Annotated in this window: 14 protein-coding genes; 8 read left to right on the top strand and 6 right to left on the bottom strand. The window is 64.4% G+C overall.

Translation table 11 applies throughout. The annotated features are described in order from the left end of the window. Window positions 1-125: 125 nt before the first annotated feature. The 3 genes from AWB81_RS11505 to tauA all read right to left on the bottom strand — a co-directional run bounded on the left by AWB81_RS11505 (window position 126) and on the right by tauA (window position 2935). Window positions 126-1037, bottom strand: coding sequence for an ABC transporter permease subunit (locus tag AWB81_RS11505; RefSeq protein ID WP_087134897.1), 912 nt, complete (start codon window positions 1035-1037; stop codon window positions 126-128). Beyond that, window positions 1030-1845 (bottom strand): taurine ABC transporter ATP-binding protein, encoded by an 816-nt coding sequence (locus AWB81_RS11500; protein WP_062635297.1) that lies wholly within the window; start codon window positions 1843-1845, stop codon window positions 1030-1032. Before AWB81_RS11500 ends, AWB81_RS11505 begins: the two co-directional genes overlap by 8 nt. Window positions 1846-1927: 82 nt before the next feature. Continuing rightward, window positions 1928-2935 carry a taurine ABC transporter substrate-binding protein gene (gene tauA, locus AWB81_RS11495; protein ID WP_062635457.1) on the bottom strand — a complete coding sequence of 336 codons (1008 nt, stop codon included), beginning with the start codon at window positions 2933-2935 and terminating at the stop codon, window positions 1928-1930. Between the two features lie 290 nt (window positions 2936-3225). Here tauA and pdxR point away from each other — a divergent pair, with 290 nt between their 5' ends. From pdxR to AWB81_RS11475, 4 genes are all read left to right on the top strand, one after another. Beyond that, window positions 3226-4752, top strand: coding sequence for a MocR-like pyridoxine biosynthesis transcription factor PdxR (pdxR, locus tag AWB81_RS11490; RefSeq protein WP_062635295.1), 1527 nt, complete (start codon window positions 3226-3228; stop codon window positions 4750-4752). 150 nt (window positions 4753-4902) lie between these two features. Further along, window positions 4903-5331, top strand: coding sequence for a nuclear transport factor 2 family protein (locus AWB81_RS11485; protein WP_062635455.1), 429 nt, complete (start codon window positions 4903-4905; stop codon window positions 5329-5331). A 17-nt stretch (window positions 5332-5348) separates the two neighbouring features. After that, window positions 5349-6767 (top strand): NAD(P)/FAD-dependent oxidoreductase, encoded by a 1419-nt coding sequence (locus AWB81_RS11480; RefSeq protein ID WP_062635293.1) that lies wholly within the window; start codon window positions 5349-5351, stop codon window positions 6765-6767. 148 nt (window positions 6768-6915) lie between these two features. Then, a complete protein-coding gene (locus AWB81_RS11475; RefSeq protein ID WP_062635292.1) occupies window positions 6916-8340 on the top strand; it encodes an amino acid permease in 1425 nt (474 codons plus the stop codon). Between the two features lie 720 nt (window positions 8341-9060). Here the strand turns inward: AWB81_RS11475 and AWB81_RS11470 are convergent. Further along, the gene (locus AWB81_RS11470; protein WP_062635290.1) at window positions 9061-9825 is read right to left on the bottom strand and encodes an IclR family transcriptional regulator; all 765 of its coding nucleotides are present in this window, start codon (window positions 9823-9825) and stop codon (window positions 9061-9063) included. 245 nt (window positions 9826-10070) lie between these two features. Between AWB81_RS11470 and sauS the strand changes: the two genes are divergently transcribed. The 3 genes from sauS to AWB81_RS11455 all read left to right on the top strand — a co-directional run bounded on the left by sauS (window position 10071) and on the right by AWB81_RS11455 (window position 14599). Further along, window positions 10071-11504, top strand: a complete 1434-nt coding sequence (sauS, locus tag AWB81_RS11465; protein WP_062635288.1) for an acylating sulfoacetaldehyde dehydrogenase — start codon at window positions 10071-10073, stop codon at window positions 11502-11504. Beyond that, window positions 11501-13087, top strand: coding sequence for an AMP-binding protein (locus tag AWB81_RS11460; protein WP_062635287.1), 1587 nt, complete (start codon window positions 11501-11503; stop codon window positions 13085-13087). Before sauS ends, AWB81_RS11460 begins: the two co-directional genes overlap by 4 nt. Before the next feature lie 135 nt (window positions 13088-13222). Continuing rightward, a complete protein-coding gene (locus AWB81_RS11455) occupies window positions 13223-14599 on the top strand; it encodes an MFS transporter (protein WP_062635286.1) in 1377 nt (458 codons plus the stop codon). A gap of 771 nt (window positions 14600-15370) precedes the next feature. Here the strand turns inward: AWB81_RS11455 and AWB81_RS11450 are convergent. Both AWB81_RS11450 and AWB81_RS11445 read right to left on the bottom strand, forming a co-directional pair. Next, complete coding sequence (locus tag AWB81_RS11450; protein WP_062635285.1) at window positions 15371-16699, bottom strand: MFS transporter; 1329 nt, start codon at window positions 16697-16699, stop codon at window positions 15371-15373. A gap of 53 nt (window positions 16700-16752) precedes the next feature. Next, window positions 16753-18384: a GMC family oxidoreductase gene (locus tag AWB81_RS11445; RefSeq protein WP_062635284.1), complete on the bottom strand. Its 1632-nt coding sequence runs from the start codon at window positions 18382-18384 to the stop codon at window positions 16753-16755. 415 nt (window positions 18385-18799) lie between these two features. Here AWB81_RS11445 and AWB81_RS11440 point away from each other — a divergent pair, with 415 nt between their 5' ends. Further along, on the top strand, window positions 18800-19603 hold the full coding sequence (locus AWB81_RS11440) for an IclR family transcriptional regulator (protein WP_062635283.1): 804 nt from the start codon (window positions 18800-18802) through the stop codon (window positions 19601-19603). Window positions 19604-19619: the final 16 nt, after the last annotated feature.

The raw sequence follows: 19619 nt of genomic DNA, 5'->3' as shown, positions 1-19619 counted from the left end.
AATCGAGATTGTTTCTGAATTTTTCGGCGGACGACGACGCGAATGTGCCCTGATAAAAAAAAGCCACGACGCCGGAGATCCGGTCGTCGTGGCTGATTCGAGGAGAGAGTAGGGAGGAGCGGGCTTTAGACCTTGCCCTTCCATGGCACCAGCACGCGCTCGATGTAACGCATGAGCATGTCGAAGCAGAGCGCGAAGAAGCCGATCACGATGATCCCCATGATGACGACGTCGCTCGCGAGGAACTCGGCGGCGTTGAGCACCATGAAGCCGAGGCCGCTCGACGACGCCACCATTTCCGCCGCGACGAGCGTCGTCCAGCCCACGCCGATGCCGATCCGCATGCCCGTGAAAATCTCCGGCAGGGCCGACTTCATGATGACGTGGAACACCACCTGCGTGCGCGATGCGCCCATCGAATATGCTGCGTGGATCTGCTCGATCGACACCGAACGCACCCCGGCGCGCGCGGCGATGGCAAGCGGCGCGAAGATCGCGAGATAGATCAGCAGCACTTTCGAGAATTCGCCGATGCCGAACCAGATGATGATGAGCGGCAGGTAAGCGAGCGGCGGCAGTGGCCGGTAGAACTCGATCGGCGGATCGAACGCGCCGCGCGCGATGCGCGAGACGCCCATCATCACGCCGACCGGAATCGCCGTCAGGCACGCCAGCGCGAACGCGCCGAATACGCGTAGCAGGCTGATGCCGGTGTGCTGCGCGAGCGTCGAGTTGGCGAAGCCATCGGTTGCGACGACGAGGAACTTCGCGTACACCGCCTGCGGCGAAGGCAGAAAGAGCGGCTTGATCAGATGCGTGTTCGTGACCGCGAACCACAGCCCGACGAACGCGACGATCGTGATGACGCTCGTCACGAGGCTGCTGCCCTGGCCCGGCACGCCGAACGAATCGCCGGGCTTGACCGGGCGCTTTGCCAGCACGCGCGGGCGGCGGCGTTTGCGCGGTGCATCCGGCGGGGCATCCTGCTGTCCGGCGGATTTGTGAAAGATCGCGTGGATGGCTTTGGACTCAGACATGCGACACCTCTTCTCGTGTGCCATGCGATTTTTCATCGCCGTAGATGATGCCGAGCACGCGCTCGCGCATCTCGATGAAATCGGGACTCGACTTGACCGCGCGCGCATCGCGCGTTTCCAGAAAGCGCCGGTTGAAGTCGAGTTCGTAGGTGTGCGTGATGCGCCCCGGACGCGGCGACATCACGATCAGCCGGCTAGCCAGAAAAAGCGCCTCCTCCACGCTGTGCGTGATGAAGAAGAACATCTTGTTCGTCTTCTTCCACACGTCGAGCAGCAGTTCCTGGATGGTCTCGCGCGTGAGGGCGTCGAGCGCGGCCATCGGCTCGTCCATCAGGAGCATCGCCGGGTCGCAGGTGAGCGCGCGGGCGATGCCCACGCGCTGCTGCATGCCGCCCGAGAGCTGGTAGATCATGTGCTTGTGAAAATCCTGCAGGCCGACGAGCGCGAGATTGCGCGCCGCGATCTCGCGGCGCTTCGACTTCGCGACGCCCTGCAGCTTCAGCCCGAACTCCGCGTTGTCGATGACGTTGAGCCACGGCAGGAGCGCGTGCTTCTGGAACACGACGCCGCGATCCGCGCCGGGTCCCGCGACCGGTTCGCCGCCGAGCATCAGTTCGCCGCTCGTCGGCGCGATGAAGCCGGCCATCAGCGAGAGCAGCGTGGTCTTGCCGCAACCCGATGCGCCCAGCGCAACGACGAAGTCGCCGGAGTCGATCGTGAGATCGATGTTGTCGAGCGCGTGGACCTGCTCGCCGGGACGACGCCCGGGAAACACGACGCTGACGTTCCTGACCTGCATGCTTTCCATACGTCCTCCTTGTGGACGAGAGCGAGCACATCAGCGCTTGCTCCCGTCCCATGCAACATGGTTGCGCCCGGGCTTCAGACGATCACTTGAGCTTCATCGCCGCTTCGGCGTACGCCGGCGTCACGAACTTCGAATAGTCGGGCGCGAGCTCGCTGATGCGCTTTTGCTCCTTCAGGAACGCAGACGTGTCCTTCAGCGCCGCCGCCGCGCGGCTCGACGATCCGCCGCCGAGCCATTGCGGCGACGCCTGCTCGGCGAGCGTCGGATACGCATAGAGCGACAGCGACTCGGGCACGTCCGCCGCGGTGCCGCCGATCATCTTCGTGATCGCCGCCGCCTGCGGGGACGTCGCGCTCCATTGCGACGGATTGCGGCGATACTGGTCGTCGGCGTCGGCGATCGCCTTCACGAGCTTCGCCATGAAGTCCTTGTGCTCCTCTCCCCACTTGCGATCGACCGCGATGCCGTCGAAGGTCGGCTTGCCGAGCTTCGAGAGGTCGCCCGAAGTGACGAGCACATGGCCGCTCTTCTTGAGTTCGGCGAGCGCGGGATTCCACACGTAGGCCGCGTCGATGTCGCCGCGCTCCCAGGCCGCGACGATCTGGTTCGGCTGCATGTTGAGGATCTTCACGTCCTTCGGGTCGATGCCCCAGTGCTGAAGCGCGAACATCGTGTGATAGTGCGTGGTGGAGACGAAGGGCACGCCGATCGTCTTGCCCTTCAGGTCGGCGGGCTTCGACACGTTGGACGCGTTGCGCACGACCATCGCCTCGGCCTGGTTGATGTTGTCGAGGATCCAGAAGAGTTGCAGGTCGAGGCCCTGGCTCACGGCCGCCGTGAGCGGGCTGGAGCCGATCACGCCGACCTTGACGTCGCCCGAGGCCATCGCGGTCGCGACCTTCGCACCGGATTCGAACTGACGCCAGTTGATCTTGTAGCTGGTCGCCTTTTCGATGGAGCCGTTGGCGATCGCGACGACCCACGGATCGACGATCTGCTGGTACGCAATCGTCACTTCCTTGTCCTCGGCGTGAGCGGGCGAGAGGACGAGCGGCACGAGCGCCGCCAGCGCGACGATGACGCGCTGCATCGAACCGATGAGCCGCAGGGGCAATTTTTGTCGCTTAAGGTCTTGCATTTCGGGTCTCCAGGGCAGGTTGCGTGACGGACGTGCGTTCGTCTTTCGGAGGCGCCGGGCTTGTCCCGATCGCCGTTGCACTGTCGATTCGAGTATCGTCAACTAAAAATCGGGCGAGTTAGTACCAGACGCCGGCGATCGTTGAGTCCACATTCGACCTGGACCACCCGCCTGGCGTGCACCGCCCTTGCGCATCGCAACATCGAGTGTTTTTACGCATCGAATCAATCCAAGGAGGAAGCATGGCAAGCCGGATGTCCTCGGCAATGTGGACGCAGCGGTTCCAGCGTCCGGCGGAATCAAATATCAGCCTTCAGGGCCAGATCCGGCAGATGCTCGTGGCCGCGATTCTCGACGGCCAGATTCCCGCCGACACCGCATTGCCGTCGAGCCGCGAACTGGCCGACCAGTTGAGCGTCGCGCGCAATACGGTGGTCCTCGCGTACCAGCAGCTGGTCGAGGAGGGCTATCTGATTTCGCGCGAGCGCAGCGGCCATTTCGTGAACCCGGCAATGCTCGAAGGGCAGCATGGCTTCGCGCCCGTCCAGACCGTGCCGCAACGCGCCGCCAACGAGGCGCTCGCGCGGCCGGACTGGAGCGCGCGCATGGGGCGCACGCCGTCCACGCAGCGCAATATCGTCAAGCCGGCGAGCTGGCAGAACTACGAGTTTCCGTTCATTTACGGCCAGTTCGACCAGGCGCTCTTTCCGACGAGCGACTGGCGCGAGTGCTGCATGAAGGCGCTCTCGGTGCTGGAGATCCGCAACTGGGCGCCCGACCTGATCGAACGCGACGACGACACGCTCGTCCAGCAGATCCGCACGCGCGTGCTGCCGCGACGGGGCGTCTTCGCGATGCCCGACGAGATCGTCGTGACGATCGGCGCGCAGCAGGCGCTGTATCTGATCGCCGACCTGCTCGCCAACGAGCGCACCACCATCGGCTTCGAGAATCCCGGCTATCCGGACGCGCGCAACATCTTCGAGAACCGCGACGCGCCGCTGTTGCCGCTGCCCGTGGATGACGGCGGCGTGCGGCCGCTCGAAGACCGCGCGCTGCTCGAACGCTGCGACTACGTCTACGTGACGCCGAGCCACCAGTGCCCGACTTCCGTGACGATGCCGCTCGAACGCCGCCACGCGCTCCTGGAAATGGCGCAGGCGCACGATTTCGTCGTGATCGAGGACGACTACGAGAGCGAGAACAATTTTTCCGGCGCGCCTCACCCCGCGCTGAAGAGCCTCGATACGGCCGATCGCGTGATCTACGTCGGCAGTCTCTCGAAGAGCTTCGCGCCGGGGCTGCGGCTCGGCTACGTCGTGGGGCCGCGTGAGCTGATCCGCGAGTTGCGCTCGCTGCGGCGGCTGATGGTGCGCCATCCGGCGGCGTACATCCAGCGGGCCTTCGCGACGTTCCTCTCGCTCGGCCATCACGACGCATTGCTCAGGCGCCTCGCCTACGCGTACAAGGAGCGCGCGGAGGTGCTGATGACCGCGCTCGACACCCATCTGCCCGAAGCGCGCCACGTGCCGATCACGGGCGGCGCGTCATGCTGGGTCGAGGGGCCGCCGTGGCTCGATTCGAGGCGCCTCGCCGCCGACGCCGAGGCGCGCGGACTCCTGATCGAGCTCGGCGATGTGTTCTTCATGACGGGCCTTGCGCAGCGCAACTGCTTCCGGATGGGCTTTTCGTCGATCCGGCTCGAAAAGATCGATGCGGGCGTGCGCTTGCTCGCGGAACTCGTGCGCGCGCAAAAGCCTGCCGCATAAGGCGCGCGCGGCTGGCCCAAGCGAATCCCGGCATCTGGAACTACCGTCGGACGTAACGGGTGATTAACGTGTCAGTAACGATCCCGCATGTTCGGCAAGGGCATGCGGCTCACGATTCATCTGACACAGAAATCTGACCCAGGAGACAGCATGTCCGACACGCTTTCGCAGACGCCCGCCGTCACGGCATCCACGCTCGCCGCGTTTTCCGACGCTTTCAACCGCCACGACGCCGACGCACTCATGACGTTCATGACCGAGGACTGCGTCTTCGACGCCGCCGGCGGCAACGACATCCACGGCACACGCTTCACGGGCCGCGCGGCGGTCAAGGCGGCATTCGAGGCGGTCTTTCGCACCTTTCCCGATGCGCACTGGGGCCAGGGCCGGCATTACGTCGCGGGAGAGCGCGGCGTGTCGGAATGGGTATTCACGGGTACGCACGCGGAAGGCTGGCGCATCGAGGCCGAAGGCTGCGACCTGTTCGAATTCCGCGACGGCCTGATCGCGGTCAAGCGCGCGTTCCGCAAGGAGCGCCCGAAGCAAAGCGCCGCCGCACAGCCGAGCGCGGCCGTCTGATCCCAAGGAGAATCGCCATGAAAAACGGTGCGATCCACCTGGAAGCGACGGGGCCGTTCGCTCGCGAGGCGGGCGCCGACACGCGCTACGACCCGACCTACGATCCGCTCGTCTCGCCCGGCCCCGGCCGCGGCAAGCAGTACGCGCCGACCTACTGGGCGGCGACCGCTGGTACGCCTCCTCCCGACGACGGCCCCGTCACCCAGGACATGGATGTCGATGTCGCGATCATCGGCGGTGGCTTTACCGGACTCGCGGCGGCGCTCTTTCTCGCGCGCGAGCACGGCATCAAGGCCGTCGTGCTGGAAGCGAACAAGGTCAGCTGGGGCTGCACGAGCCGCAACGGCGGACAGGGGCAGAATGCGTCTGGCCGGCTTTCGCGCTCGCAATGGATCGAGCGCTGGGGCAAGGACGTCGCGCTCAAGATGCATCACGAAATCTACGAGGGCTTCGATACTTTCAAGTCGCTCGTCGCGCAAATCGACTGCGATCCGCAACCGGGCGGCCATTTCCTGATCGCGCACCGTCCGCGCATCATGGAAAAGCTCGCCGCGGAATCGAAGGTCTGGAAAGACGTGTTCGGCTATCCGTCCGAACTGCTCGACGCCGAGACGTTCCGCCGCGAATACTGCGGCGATGCGGAATCGGCCGGCGCGCTGCACGAGCCGGAAGGCATCGGCGTACATCCGCTCAAGCTCGCTTACGGCTACGCGAAGATCGCCCGCGAGCACGGCGCGAAGGTGCATCCGGGCAGTCCCGTCATCGGCTGGGAAACCATCAATGGCGTGCATCATCTGCGCACGCCCGGCGGCATCGTGCGCGCGCGTGCCGTCGGCATCGCGACGGGCGCCTATACCGCGCCCGGCCTGCACCCGACGCTCACGAGCCGCATCATGCCGATCCTGTCGAATTCGATGGTGACGCGCCCGCTCACGCCCGCCGAACTCGAAGCGTGCAACTTCCGCACGACGCAGGTCCTCACCGACACGCGCACGCTGCGGTTCTACTATCGCCTGTTGCCGGACAACCGCGTGCAGATCGGCAGCCGCAGCGCGATCACCGGCGCCGATGCACCGAACGAACGCCACTTCGAACTGCTGCGCAACGGCCTGTATCGCAAGTTTCCGTCGCTGCGCGGCATCCAGATCGATTATTCGTGGTGGGGCTGGGTCGACGTCAGCCACGACATGATGCCGCGCGTCTTCCAGCCCGATCCGAAGCAGACCGTGTTCTATGCGCTCGGCTACGGCGGCAACGGCGTATCGTATTCGTCACAGGCGGGACGGCGGCTTGCGGAGCGCATAGCCGGCCGCGGCGCGCATCAGACGCTGCCCATCTTCACCTCGCCGCTGCCCGGCCACATGTTCGCGCCGTTCAGGCGCGTCGGACAGCGGATGCTGTATCACTGGTATTACATGCGCGACGAAAAGAAGTAGGCACGCGCAGGCACTTACTTCTTCGATAAAAAACGGGTGGGGTGCGGGGCGCAAGACGTTTGCGTCCGCGCGCTCACGCCCGTACATGGACGGCGCCCGCCGCGCAACGCGCGAGTGCGTCGTACCGATCAGGATACGGAGGCGACACATGCAACAACCAGTCAACGGAAGTGAGCTGAAATGCGGGCTCAAGCAGCGGCACATGACGATGATCGCGCTTGGCGGCGTGATCGGCGCGGGACTTTTTGTCGGCAGCGGCGTGGTGATCAAGCAGGCGGGACCGGCTGCGATCATCTCGTTCCTGCTGACGGGCGGGCTCGTCGTGCTCGTGATGCGCATGCTGGGCGAAATGGCGTCGGCGATGCCTGCCGTCGGATCGTTCTATGAATATGCGCGGCTTGCGTTCGGCGAACGGCGCAAGTCGGGTGAACTTGCCGGGTTCCTGACCGGCTGGATGTACTGGTACTTCTGGGTGATCGTCGTTGCGGTGGAGACCGTGGCGGGGTCGCATCTCGTCCAGTTCTGGCTGCCGGACGTCCCCGCGTGGCTGATCGGCCTCGTACTGCTCGTCACGCTGACGATGACCAATCTCTTCTCCGTCGGCAGCTACGGCGAGTTCGAGTTCTGGTTTGCATCGGTGAAGGTGGCGGCGATCATCGTGTTCCTGTTCCTCGGCGCGCTCTTCGTGTTCGGACTGTGGCCTGGCGCTGCCGGCCACGCGAGCCTGCCGATTGCATCGATCGCGGCGCACGGCGGCTTCATGCCGAACGGCATCGGGCCGGTGCTCTCCGGCGCGGTCGCGGCGACCGGTTTCTACTTCGGCGCCGAGATCGTGACGATCGCCGCCGCCGAAGCGCACGAGCCGGAGCGCGCGGTTGCGAAGGCCACCAATTCGGTGATCACGCGCGTGCTGGTCTTCTACGCCGGATCGATCCTGCTGGTTGTCGCGATCGTGCCGTGGAACTCGCCGGGCATGGCGACGCCGTATGTCAGCGCGCTCGAAGCGATGCGCATCCCGGCTGCTGCGCACGTCATGAACGCGATCATCCTGACGGCGGTGCTCTCCGCGCTGAATTCGGGGCTTTACGCGGCATCGCGGATGATGTTCGCGCTGACGCGCCGTGGCGACGCCCCGCGTGCGCTCGCCAAGGTCAGCCGGCGCGGCGTGCCGGTGCGCGCCATCCTGGTGGGCACGCTGTTCGGCTACGTATCGGTGGTGATGTCGTATGTATCGCCGGATACGGTGTTCGCGTTTCTCGTCAATTCGTATGGCACGGTGGCCATCTTTGTCTATCTGCTGATCGCGCTGTCGCAACTGAAGCTGCGGGCGCGGCTCGAACGCGAGGCGCCGGGCGAACTGCGCGTGAAGATGTGGTGCTTCCCGTATCTCACCTGGGTCGCTATCGCGGGGATGGTGTCCATCATCGTTGCGATGGCGTTCATTCCGGATCAGCGCAAGCCGCTGTGGTTCGGAGTCGCCAGTCTCGCGGTGCTGCTCGTTGTGTACTGGCACCGCAGTCGCCGGCGCAAGGGCGATGATGTCGAGTTTGAAGCGCAGCCTGCGCGGCGGTAGGTTTGGACCATTGGACGGGGTTTTGTTTTTGCTGTTGAACACCGTCTGATGGTTCTGCGCTTCTGTGGAACTTGCTTTCTTTGTGGTCTATTAGCTCTGCCCCTGTGCGGGGCGGCAGTCACTTTCTTTGCTGCTGCAAAGAAAGTAACCAAAGAAAGCAGCTTTTTCAGGCAGCGGTGTAAGGACGTCGCCACAGTTGCACTACTGAGTGGCCCAGCGCCTAAGTGTCGCCCTCAAAGGACCTACCGGGCTTGGTGCGCGGCACACACTGTGAAATCGCACAGCGAACGGATTGGCACAGCAGTCATTCATCCGTTTTCGCTTCGCTGGACGAAAGGTGCATCAGTCGCGCGGTTGAGGTTCGCGGTCGTTGCAATCCACTGGTTTTCGGTTGTGCCCGTCGTCCGAGCGAAGCGCGGACGGACCGGAACGAAGTGCTTACCACTTTGTTGGACTGCGAGGGGTGTCACTGCGTGCGCGCGCCAGGCGCGGTGAGTTTTATGAGGGCGACACTTAGGCGCTGGGCCACTCAGTAGTGCAAGCTTGGTGACGTCCTAAGACTGATGACAGAATAGCTGCTTTCTTTGCTTACTTTCTTTGCAGCAGCAAAGAAAGTAAGTCCCGCCCCGGACAGGGGCAGAGCTAATAGACCACAAAGAAAGCAAGTTCCACGAAAGCACAGACGCATCGAACGGTGCTGAACCACGTAGACCGTATCCCTCAAGTCTGAAACGTCTTGGCCGTCTCCTCGGCGGCATGTCTGAGATCGGGCACGAACGCGAGCAGATCGTCGAGCGTGACTCGTCCGACGGGCGCCTGCACCGCAATGGCCGCGCAAGCCCGATTCCGGTCGAGCATCACGGGCACGGCAATCGCGATCAACCCCTGCAGATGCTCCTGATCGTTGATCGCGAGCAGCCTGCGCCGCGTAGCCGCAAGTTCTCGCCGCAACGCCTCGCGATCGGTGATGGTCCGTTCGGAGTAAGCGCGTAACGGCAGCGTATCGATCATCCGCTCGCGACGTTCCTTCGGCATGAAACTGAGCAGCAGCTTGCCGCTCGCCGAGCAATGCAGCGGCACGTGCGAGCCCGCCTGCAAATGCATGCGCAGCGGCCACTCCGTCTCCACGCGATCCACGTAGACCACGTCGTTGCCTGCGAGCATCGTCAGGTTGCAGGTTTCGCCGACCTTCGCGACGAGCTGTTCCAGCAGCGCATGACGCGCCGCAGCAGGCCCCGCGTGCATCAGCACGTTGACCGCGAGGGAGCGCACGCGCGGCGAGCATTCGTAGAGCCGGTCGCCGGCACCGCGCGTGACGAGCCAGGCGTCCAACAACTGCACGAGGATTCGGTGCACCGTCTGCTTGGGCAAGCCGAGCGCACCGACGAGTTCGGTCATGGACAACGGGTGGCCCGCCTCCGCGAGCGTTTCGAGCACCCGAAACGCTCGCACCGCAGCGGCATTGGACTGATTCGAAGCCGACATTCTGTCTCCTGAATATCGTGTGCCGTCTTTGAGTGTGGTCGCGAGCATCGCCTGCGACGTATCGAGTGACGGCTTTCCTTTTGCATCGACTTTATCGTTTTTCGGGACTCGAGCAAGTCCCGAAATTCGCAATTTCCGCTTCTGCGTTTCGTAGAGCGATGGATTTCGAACAAAACGGGACCGCGTCGTTCGCGCCGCTGGCTAGATTGAAGTCATCGTCAATCCAGCCACGCGGAGCCAACCGTATGAACGTAAGAGCCACAGTTGCAGAAGTGATGAAGAGCGACGTCGAGCAGGTCGTCGGCGAACTCGTCGCGCGAGCCCGCGCCGCGCAGCGCACCTTCGAATTCGCCGGCCAGGACGCGCTCGACGCAGCCGCCGACGCCGCCGCGTGGGCGATCATGGAGCCCGCGCGCAACCGCCGCCTAGCGGAGCTCGCTGTCGCCGACACCGGCCTCGGCAACGTCGACGACAAGTTCCGCAAGAACTATCGCAAGACGCTCGGCCTCTTGCGCGACCTGCGCGGCCAGAAGACCTGCGGCGTGATCGCGCGCGACGAGGCGAACGGCATCGTCGAGATTGCGCGGGCCGTCGGCGTGGTGGCGGCCGTGACGCCTTCGACCAACCCGGCCGCGACGCCGGCCAACAAGATCATCAACGCGCTGAAGTGCGGCAATGCGGTGATCGTGGCGCCTTCGCCGAAGGGATACACGTCGTGCGCGCTGCTCATTGGCTTGATTCACGAGCAGTTCGCGAAAGTCGGTCTCTCGCCCGACCTCGTGCAGGTGCTGCCACCGCCCATCAGCAAGGCCGCGACGGCGGAACTCCTGCGTCAATGCGACCTCGTCGTCGCGACCGGATCGCAGGCGAACGTGCGCATGGCCTATGCGAGCGGCACGCCCGCGTTCGGCGTGGGGGCGGGCAACGTCGCGTCGATCGTCACGGCTTCCGCGCCGCTCGACGATGCCGCACGCAAGATCGCGCTCTCCAAGACCTTCGACAACGCGACCAGCTGTTCGTCCGAAAACAGCGTGGTGATCGAGGAGGCCATCTATCAGCCGATGCTCGACGCGCTCGCCTTGCACGGCGGCGTGCTGCTCAACGAAGACGAAAAGGCGCGCCTGCAGGCGGCGATGTGGCACGACGGCAAGCTCGCCGCCGACTGCACGGCAAAGTCCGCGACGCAGATCGCGCGGCTCGCCGGCCTCGACGACGTCGCCGCGCGCGAGCCCGCGTTCCTGATGGTCGAAGAAACGGGTTTCGGCATCGAGCACCCGTTCTCGGGTGAGAAGCTTTCGCCGGTGCTCGCGGTCTACCGCGCGCGCGACTTCGACGATGCCGCCGACATCGTGCGCCGGATCTACGCATACATGGGCGCGGGTCATTCGGTCGGCCTGCATTCGAACGATCCGGAACAGGCCGTGCGCCTCGGCACGAGCCTGCCGGTGGCGCGCGTGATCGCGAACCAGGCGCATTGCCTCGCGACCGGCGGCAACTTCGACAACGGCCTGCCGTTCTCGCTCTCGATGGGGTGCGGCACCTGGGGCCGCAACAACTTCTCCGCCAATCTCGGCTTCCGGCAATACCTGAACACGACGCGTGTCGCGTTTCCGGTCGAGGAGCGCGTCCCCGAACTCGACGACCTGCTCGGCGATTTCTTCGCGAGGTACGGCCGATGAACACGCCCGCCACGATCCGCGCGTTGATCGACGAACGCGCACGGCAGTTCCCCGACAAGCCGTTCCTGCTCGCGCCCGTGGAAGACGGCGACGCGTCCGCCCGTCCGCGCGCGCTCACGTTCCGCGAACTGCGCGACGCGTGCATCGCGCTCGAAGCGGGTTTCGCCGACGCGGGCCTCGTTCCCGGCGATGTCGTTTCCGTCTACATGGGCAACGGCCTGCCGACAGCGACGCTTCTTCTCGCTGCGATGTACGGCGGCTATGTGGCGAATCCGCTGAACCTGCTGTGCCAGCCGTCGCAGGTGAGATACATCGTCGAGCATTCGGACACGCGCATGATCTTCGTGTCGCGCGATTCGCGCGAGGCAATCGAGACGGCGCTCGCCGAGCTTCGGACGCAGGGCTTCGAACGCGACATCCTGCTGGTCCAGACACAGGCCGACGCGGTCGAGACGCTGTCGTTCGCCAAGGCCGAACTGGCTTTCGCGGATGCGCCGGGCGCCGGTCCAGCGGAACACCGACACGCCGAGCCGCACGCCGACGTCGCGCTGCTGATGTACACCTCGGGCACGACGGGCGCGCCGAAGGGCGTGTTGCTCACGCATCGTAACCTGCTCGCGAATGCACACAACATCACGGCCGAGCATCGGCTCGACGCGGGCGATCGCGTGCTCGCGTCGCTGCCGCTCTATCACATCAACGGGCTCGTCGTGACGCTCATCGCGCCGCTCTTTCACGGCGGCTCCGTCGTGATGGCCGAGCGCTTTTCCGCGCGCACCTTCTGGCGCGACGCCGCGCGCTACGCCTGCACGTGGATCAACGTCGTGCCGACGATCGTTGCGTATCTGCTCAATCACGACGAAGAGCATGCCTTCGATCTGTCGGCGCTCAAGTTCTGCCGCAGCGCGTCGGCGGCGCTTCCGGCCGAGCATCATCGCGCTTTCGAGGCTCGCTTCGGGATCGGCGTGATCGAAACGATGGGCATGACAGAGACGGCTGCGCCCGCCTTCAGCAATCCGTACGACGCAGAGCGGCGGCGCATCGGCAGCATCGGACTGCCGTCGGGCGGCGAGGCGCGTGTGATCGACAGTGAAGGCCGCGACTGCGCGCCGAACGAATCGGGCGAACTCGTGCTGCGCGGGGAGCAGGTGATGAGCGGCTACTACAAGCGTCCCGACGAGACGCGCGCCGCGTTCACCGCCGAAGGGTGGCTGCGCACCGGCGACCTCGGCTTTCGCGACGCCGATGGCTACTACTACATCAATGGCCGCGCGAAGGAACTGATCATCAAGGGTGGCGAGAACATCGCGCCGCGCGAGATCGACGAAGCGTTGCTGCGCCACCCCGGCGTGCTGGAGGCGGCGGCGGTGGGCGTGCCGGACGCGGCGTACGGGCAGGAGATCGTGGCATTCGTGGTCGCGCGCGAAGCCGCCGGTCCGGATGCGCTCGACGCTGCCGGTCTGCGCGAGCACTGCCTGAGAGAACTCGGACGCTACAAGACGCCGAAGGAGTTCCGGCTCGTGACCGAACTGCCGCGCGGACCGTCGGGCAAGGTCCAGAGGCTCAAGTTGTTGCAGACATGAGGAGCACCAACCGATAGCCAGTCGCATTCCAACGTAACGATCCGCTGAACCACAGATACGGCCGTCGATGAACGCCGTACACACTTGGGACCAGAGCAAGCGCTAGAGCCAGCTTTGGTCGACACAGGAGACAGCATGGAAAAGCGCACCCGGCGCGTGAAGACGCGCCATATCATCCTCGCCATCATGTGCCTGATGTATTTCATCTCGTACATCGATCGCGTGAACATCGCGGTGGCGGGGCCGATCATCCGGCATGAGATGGGACTGACCTCCGGCCAGCTCGGCCTCGTGTTCTCGGCGTTCGCGTATCCGTACGCGGTGATGCAGATCGTCGGCGGCTGGCTCGCGGACAAGTACGGCCCGAAGCGCGTGCTCACGATCCTCTCGCTGATCTGGGGCGTCGCCACGCTCGCGACCGGTTTCGCCGGCAGTGTCGCGATGCTGGTGGGCCTGCGCTTTCTGCTCGGCATCGGCGAAGGCGGCGCGTTCCCGACTGCGACGCGCGCATTCACCTACTGGATGCCTGTGGCCGAGCGCGGTTTTGCGCAGGGCATCACGCACAGCTTCGCGCGGCTCGGTGGCGCGGTGACTCCGCCGCTCGTGCTCGCGGTCGTGGCGATGGGCGGCTGGCGCGATGCGTTCCTGTTGCTCGGCGTCGCGAGCCTCGCGTGGACCGTGCTCTACATGTGCTGTTTCACGAATTCGCCAGAGCAGCACAAGCGCATCACGCCGGAGGAGACTGCGGAGATCGGCTACCGGCAGGGCGACTGCGACCGCGCGAAACACGCGGCCACGCCCTGGCGCAAACTGATTCACCGCATGTGGCTCGTGACCGTCGTCGATTTCTGCTATGGCTGGCTCCTGTGGGTCTATTTGACGTGGCTGCCTTCGTACCTGAAGGAATCGCGCGGTTTTGACCTGAAGCAGCTTGCGCTCTTTACCGCGCTGCCGCTGCTCGCGGGCGTGATCGGCGATACGCTCGGCGGCGTCGTCTCCGACAAGCTCTACAAGGCGACCGGACGCCTGCGGTTCGCGCGCTGTTCGGTGCTGGTGGTCGGCATGGGCGGGTCGCTCGCGTTCCTGCTGCCCATGCTCTCCGCCACCGATCCGATCACGGCCGTGATGTTTCTTTCCGCGTCGTTCTTCTTCCTCGAGATCACGAATCCGGTGCTGTGGACGCTGCCGCTCGATATCGCGGGCAAGTATGCGGGCACAGCGGGCGGCATGATGAACACGGGCTTTGGCGTCGCGGGCATGGTGTCGCCGGTCGCGTTCGGGTTCCTGATCGAATCGACGGGAAGCTACGACGTGCCGTTCACCATTTCCGCGTGCCTGCTTGGGGTCGGGATCGTGGCGGCGCTCTTCATCGATACCTCGAAGACCGTCGAAGCCGATGAGGATCGCGAGCGTCATGTGCTGATGGGCGCGGAGCCCGCGTTCGCGCATGCGGGGCAAGGGGTGGGGCTGCAGCGGCATCCGTTGCGCAGGCCGTTGCGGTGGAAGAAGTAGGACGGTGTCGTTTGCTGGCGCGCGGAGGGGGGTGTTGTTGTTGCTGTTGCTTTTGCTGTTGCTTTTGCTGTTGAACACCGCCTGATGCGCTTGTGCTTCTATGAAACTTGCTTTCTTATCGGTCTATTAGCTCTGCCCCTGTCCGGGGCGGGACTTACTTTCTTTGCTGCTGCAAAGAAAGTAAGCAAAGAAAGCAGCTACGGGGCCAACGGTGTTAGGACGTGATCACACTTGCACTACTGAGTGGCCCAGCGCCTAAGTGTCGCCCCCAAACGACCCACCCGGCTTGGCGCGCGCACGCACTGACACCCCTCGCAGTCCAACAAAGTGGTAAGCACTTCGTTCCGGTCCCTCCGCGCTTCGCTCGGACGAGGGGCACAACCGAAAACAAGCGGACTACCACCTCGACCGCGAACCTCAACCGCGCGACGATGTACCTCTCGTCCAGCGAAGCGAAAACGGATGAATGACTGCTGTGCCAATCCGTTCATTGCACGATGACACAGTGCGTGCCGCGCACCAAGCCCCTCGGTCGTTTGAGGGCGACACTTAGGGGCTGGGCCACTCTGTACTGCGAGGGTGGTGACGTCCTAAGACTGCTGCCTGAAAAAGCTGCTTTCTTTGGTCACTTTCTTTGCAGCAGCAAAGAAAGTGACTGCCGCCCCGCACAGGGGCAGAGCTAATAGACCACAAAGAAAGCAAGTTCCACAGAAGCGCAGAGACATTGAAGGGCGTTGAAGACCCACCCCCCGAGCGTCAGCGAAAAAGCCCTCACGAAGCCCACTCAACCCGACGTTTCTCCGCCCGCGCCCGCCGCCCGATCCACGCAGCCGACAGTGCGCTCACCAGTGCCGAGATCAACACGTAGATGCAGATGAGCCACGGCTCGCCGTCACCCTTCTTGAGCAGGAAAGTCGCGATGATCGGCGTGATGCCGCTCGCGAAGATGCCCGAGAACTGGTAGACGAACGAGATCCCCGAATAGCGGACCTTGGCATCGAAGAGTTCCGCAAAAAGCGCGGCCTCGGGACCATAAACCGACGCATAAAAGACACCGAACGGAATCACAATGGCAATCCACACGAGTGCGATGCTACCGCTGCCGTGCTTCATCAGCCAGAAGCCCGCGAACGCCGACACCCCCGTCAGCAGCGAACCCCAAAAATAGGTCCGCGTGCGCCCGATGCGATCCGACAGCCGCCCGAAAAAAGGAATCGCGAACATCATCACGATGGCGGCGGCCATCACGCCGAGCAGCGCCTCGGTGCGAGGCACCTTGAGCGTCTGCGTGAGATAGACGATCGAAAAGACGCCGAACACATTGAAGAACACACCGTCGATGAAGCGCGCGCCCATGCCGGCCAGCACGTTGCCCGGATGTTCGGCGAGCACTTCCTTGATCGGCAGCTTGATCTGCTCGCCCTTTTGCTTGACCTTCGCGAACTCGGGCGTCTCCATCACGTTCAGGCGGATATACATGCCGATCGCGACGAGCACGATCGAGAGCAGGAACGACAGGCGCCAGCCCCACGACAGAAACTGCTCGTTGGTGAGGAACGACGACAGGATCGCGACCACGCCCGACGCAATGCACAGGCCGAGCGCGAGGCCGATTTGCGGAATGCTCGCGTAGAAGCCGCGCTTGTTCTCAGGCGCATATTCGAACGCCATCAGCACGGCGCCTCCCCATTCGCCGCCAAGCCCGATGCCCTGTGCCACGCGCAGCAGAAGCAGGAGCGATGGCGCCCAGAGGCCAATCTGGTCGTAGGTCGGCACGAGGCCGATCAGCACGGTCGCGGCGCCCATGATCATCAGCGTCATCACGAGCATGCTCTTGCGGCCGAGCTTGTCGCCGAAGTGACCGAAGATCACGCCGCCAAGCGGCCGGCTCAAAAAGCCGACGGCGAAGGTGCCGTAGGCGAGCATCGTCGAGACGAGCGGATCGCCGCTTGGAAAATACAGCTTGTTGAACACGATCCCGGCGACCACGCCGTATAGAAAGAAGTCGTACCACTCGATGGTCGCGCCGATCAGGCTTGCCGTGACTACGCGCCGGATCTGACGCGCATCACTTTCTTGAGTCGCTGCCGTCTGCTGCATTTTCGTCTCCTGTAGGTAGCCGCGTGGTTTTCCACGTCGGTATCAAATCGCTATCAAACGGTTTCCTCGAACACCGGAGCTTCAACCATCCCCTTCTGGTCGGCCTTGATCATGTCGGCGGCTTTCTCCGCGATCATGATCACAGGCGCGTTCGTATTGCCCGACACGAGATCAGGCATGACCGACGCGTCGACCACCCGCAGCCGCGCGAGGCCGCGCACGCGCAGGCGGTCGTCGACGACTGCCATCGCGTCGCTTCCCATTCGGCAGGTGCACGCCGGGTGATAGATCGACTGGCTGTAGCGGCGGGCGGCGTCGAGCAGTTCGTCGTCGGACTGGAACTGCGCGCCCGGCACGAACTCCGAGAGGATGTGCGGCGCGAGCGAAGGCGCCTGTGCAATGCGCCGCGCGACCTTGATCCCGCCGATCACGACGGGATGATCGCGCGCGTCGGACAGATAGTTCGGCTGGATCGCCGGATACTGCAGCGGATGCGCCGACTTGATCTCGACGCTGCCGCTGCTGAAAGGCCGCAACTGGCACACCGACGCCGTGAATGCCGAGAACGGATGCGCGCCTTCGCCGGGCTTGTCGGCGCTCAGGGGCTGCATATGAAACTGGATGTCCGGGCGATCGACGTCGGGACGCGAGCGCGTGAAGATCGCGACCTGACTTGCCGCGAGCGTCAGCGGGCCGGTCCGGCAGAGCGCGTATTGCAGCCCGATCAGGAGCTTGCGAAACGGGTTGTTCACTTCGTCGTTGAGCGTGCGCTCGCGCGTCTTGAAGACGAGCCGCACTTGCAGATGGTCCTTGAGATTGCGGCCGACGCCGGGCAGGTCGTGATGCACGCGCACGCCGGCGCGGCTCAGTACGTCGGACGGACCGACGCCTGAGTTCTGCAGGATCTGCGGCGAGCCGATCGCGCCCGCCGCGAGGATGACTTCGGCGTTTGCCCGCGCGCGCTTCAGTTCACCCTTGCGCATGTACTCGACGCCCACCGCCTGCGCGCCCTCGAACAGCACGCGCGTCGTCTGCGCGTGCGTTTCGACGATCAGGTTCGCGCGGTTCCGTGCGGGCCGCAGGAAAGCCTTCGCGGTGCTCCAGCGAAAGCCCTTGTGCGCCGTCTGCTGGAAATAGGCGACGCCTTCCTGCGTGGCGCCGTTGTAGTCCTCGTTGAACGGGATGCCGATGTCCTGCGCGCCGGCGATGAAGTGATCGGCGATCGGCCGGCGCAGCCGCAGGTCCGACACTTTCAGCGGGCCGCCCACGCCGTGGTACGCATTCGCGCCGCGCTCCTGATCCTCGGACTTCCTGAAGTAGGGCAGGACGTCGGCATAGCTCCAGCCGCGGTTGCCGAGCGAGGCCCAGCGATCATAATCCTCGCGCTGGCCGCGCACGTAGAGCAGGCCGTTGAGGGAACTCGATCCTCCGAGCACCTTGCCGCGCGGCCATTGCAGTTGCCGTCCCGCGATGCCTTCGTCCGGCTCGGTCTCGTAGCACCAGTCGAGTTCGGGGTCGTGCATGGTCTTGAAGTAGCCGACCGGGATGTGAATCCATGGATTGCTGTCCGGGCCGCCGGCTTCGAGCAGCAGCACGCGGTTGTTCGGGTCTTCGCTCAGCCGGTTGGCGAGCACGCAGCCTGCCGAACCTGCGCCGACCACGATGTAGTCCACTTCAAACGACATGGTTTTCGCGTCTCCTGAATTTGCCGCACAGCCGCTTCGTCGCCTTGGTTCTTGATGCTGCGATTGGAAGGTCTGCCGAGCAATTCGAAATGTTGGAACACTTCGTTCCGTTTTGATTAAATGTAATTTCGTGCACAATGGGGCGAAAGCCAAGGAAAAGACGCAGCGCACGCGAAAACTGAAACGGAATCTGAAGTTTTCGAATCAGAACGGGCATATCGGAGGGCTCACCAGCATGGATCGCAGGGCGGAGGGCGCTTATGCTCCGGTCTTGCGCCGATTGTTGAATGCATGCGGCGCGATGCGACAACCGCTGCCGTCTGCGAAGCGAGAAAGTGATATATTTTGTTCTGATTTAAAAGATGCAGATCTTTCGCACCCAAACCGGAAACTCACGCACGGAGACCTGAGCCCGATGAACGACACGAACTCGTCCTCGACCGAAGACAGCCGCGCGCTGCGCGCGCTCTCGATCCTCGATCAGCTGGCGGTCGCCGGGCAGCCGTTCACGCTTTCGCAACTCGCCGCGCGTCTGCACATTCCGAAGGCGACGCTCGCGCGGCTCATCGAGTCGCTGGAAGCGCAGGGCTATGTCATGCATCTGCCGGACTCGCGGGGCGCCGATCGCGGGATCACGCTCGGTCCGCGCGCCGCGCAACTCGCGCTCGCGACGCTCGGCAGCAGCAGCTTCACGCGCGCGTGCCGATCGCTGCTGCGCGCGGTCGTCGAAACGCTCGGCGAGACCTGCAACCTGACCGCGCTCGACGGCGACACCGTGCTCTATATCGAGCGCGTCGAGACCACTGAACCTCTGCGCCTGCACATGCACCCGGGGATGCGCGTGCCGCTGCACTGCACGGCGAGCGGCAAGCTCTTTCTTTCGCAGATGACGCGCGCCGAGCGCAGCGCCGTGCTCGCGCGCCTGCCGCTCACGCGCATGACCTATCGCACGCTGACCGATGCGAGCCTGCTCGAAGCGGAACTCGACCGGCTGGCGGCGCGCGGCGTCGGCATCGACAACGAGGAATTCGTGAGGGGAATGGTGGCGGTCGCCGTGCCGGTGCGCGATGCGGAGGGCAAGCACGTACTCGCGTCGCTCGCGGTGCATGCGCCAACCGCGCGCGCGAGCCTGGAGGATCTGCTGAAGGCAGTGCCGAAGCTGAAGGAGGCGTCGCTTAGATTCGCGCCGCTTCTGCACAAGCCGGATGCCGCGCGCTAGGCGACGCGCGGCCGTT

The organism is Caballeronia arationis (assembly GCF_001544975.2).
Taxonomy (GTDB): domain Bacteria; phylum Pseudomonadota; class Gammaproteobacteria; order Burkholderiales; family Burkholderiaceae; genus Caballeronia; species Caballeronia arationis.
Note: the sequence above shows the minus strand (reverse complement) of the source record. Positions and strands in the feature narration are given on the sequence as shown.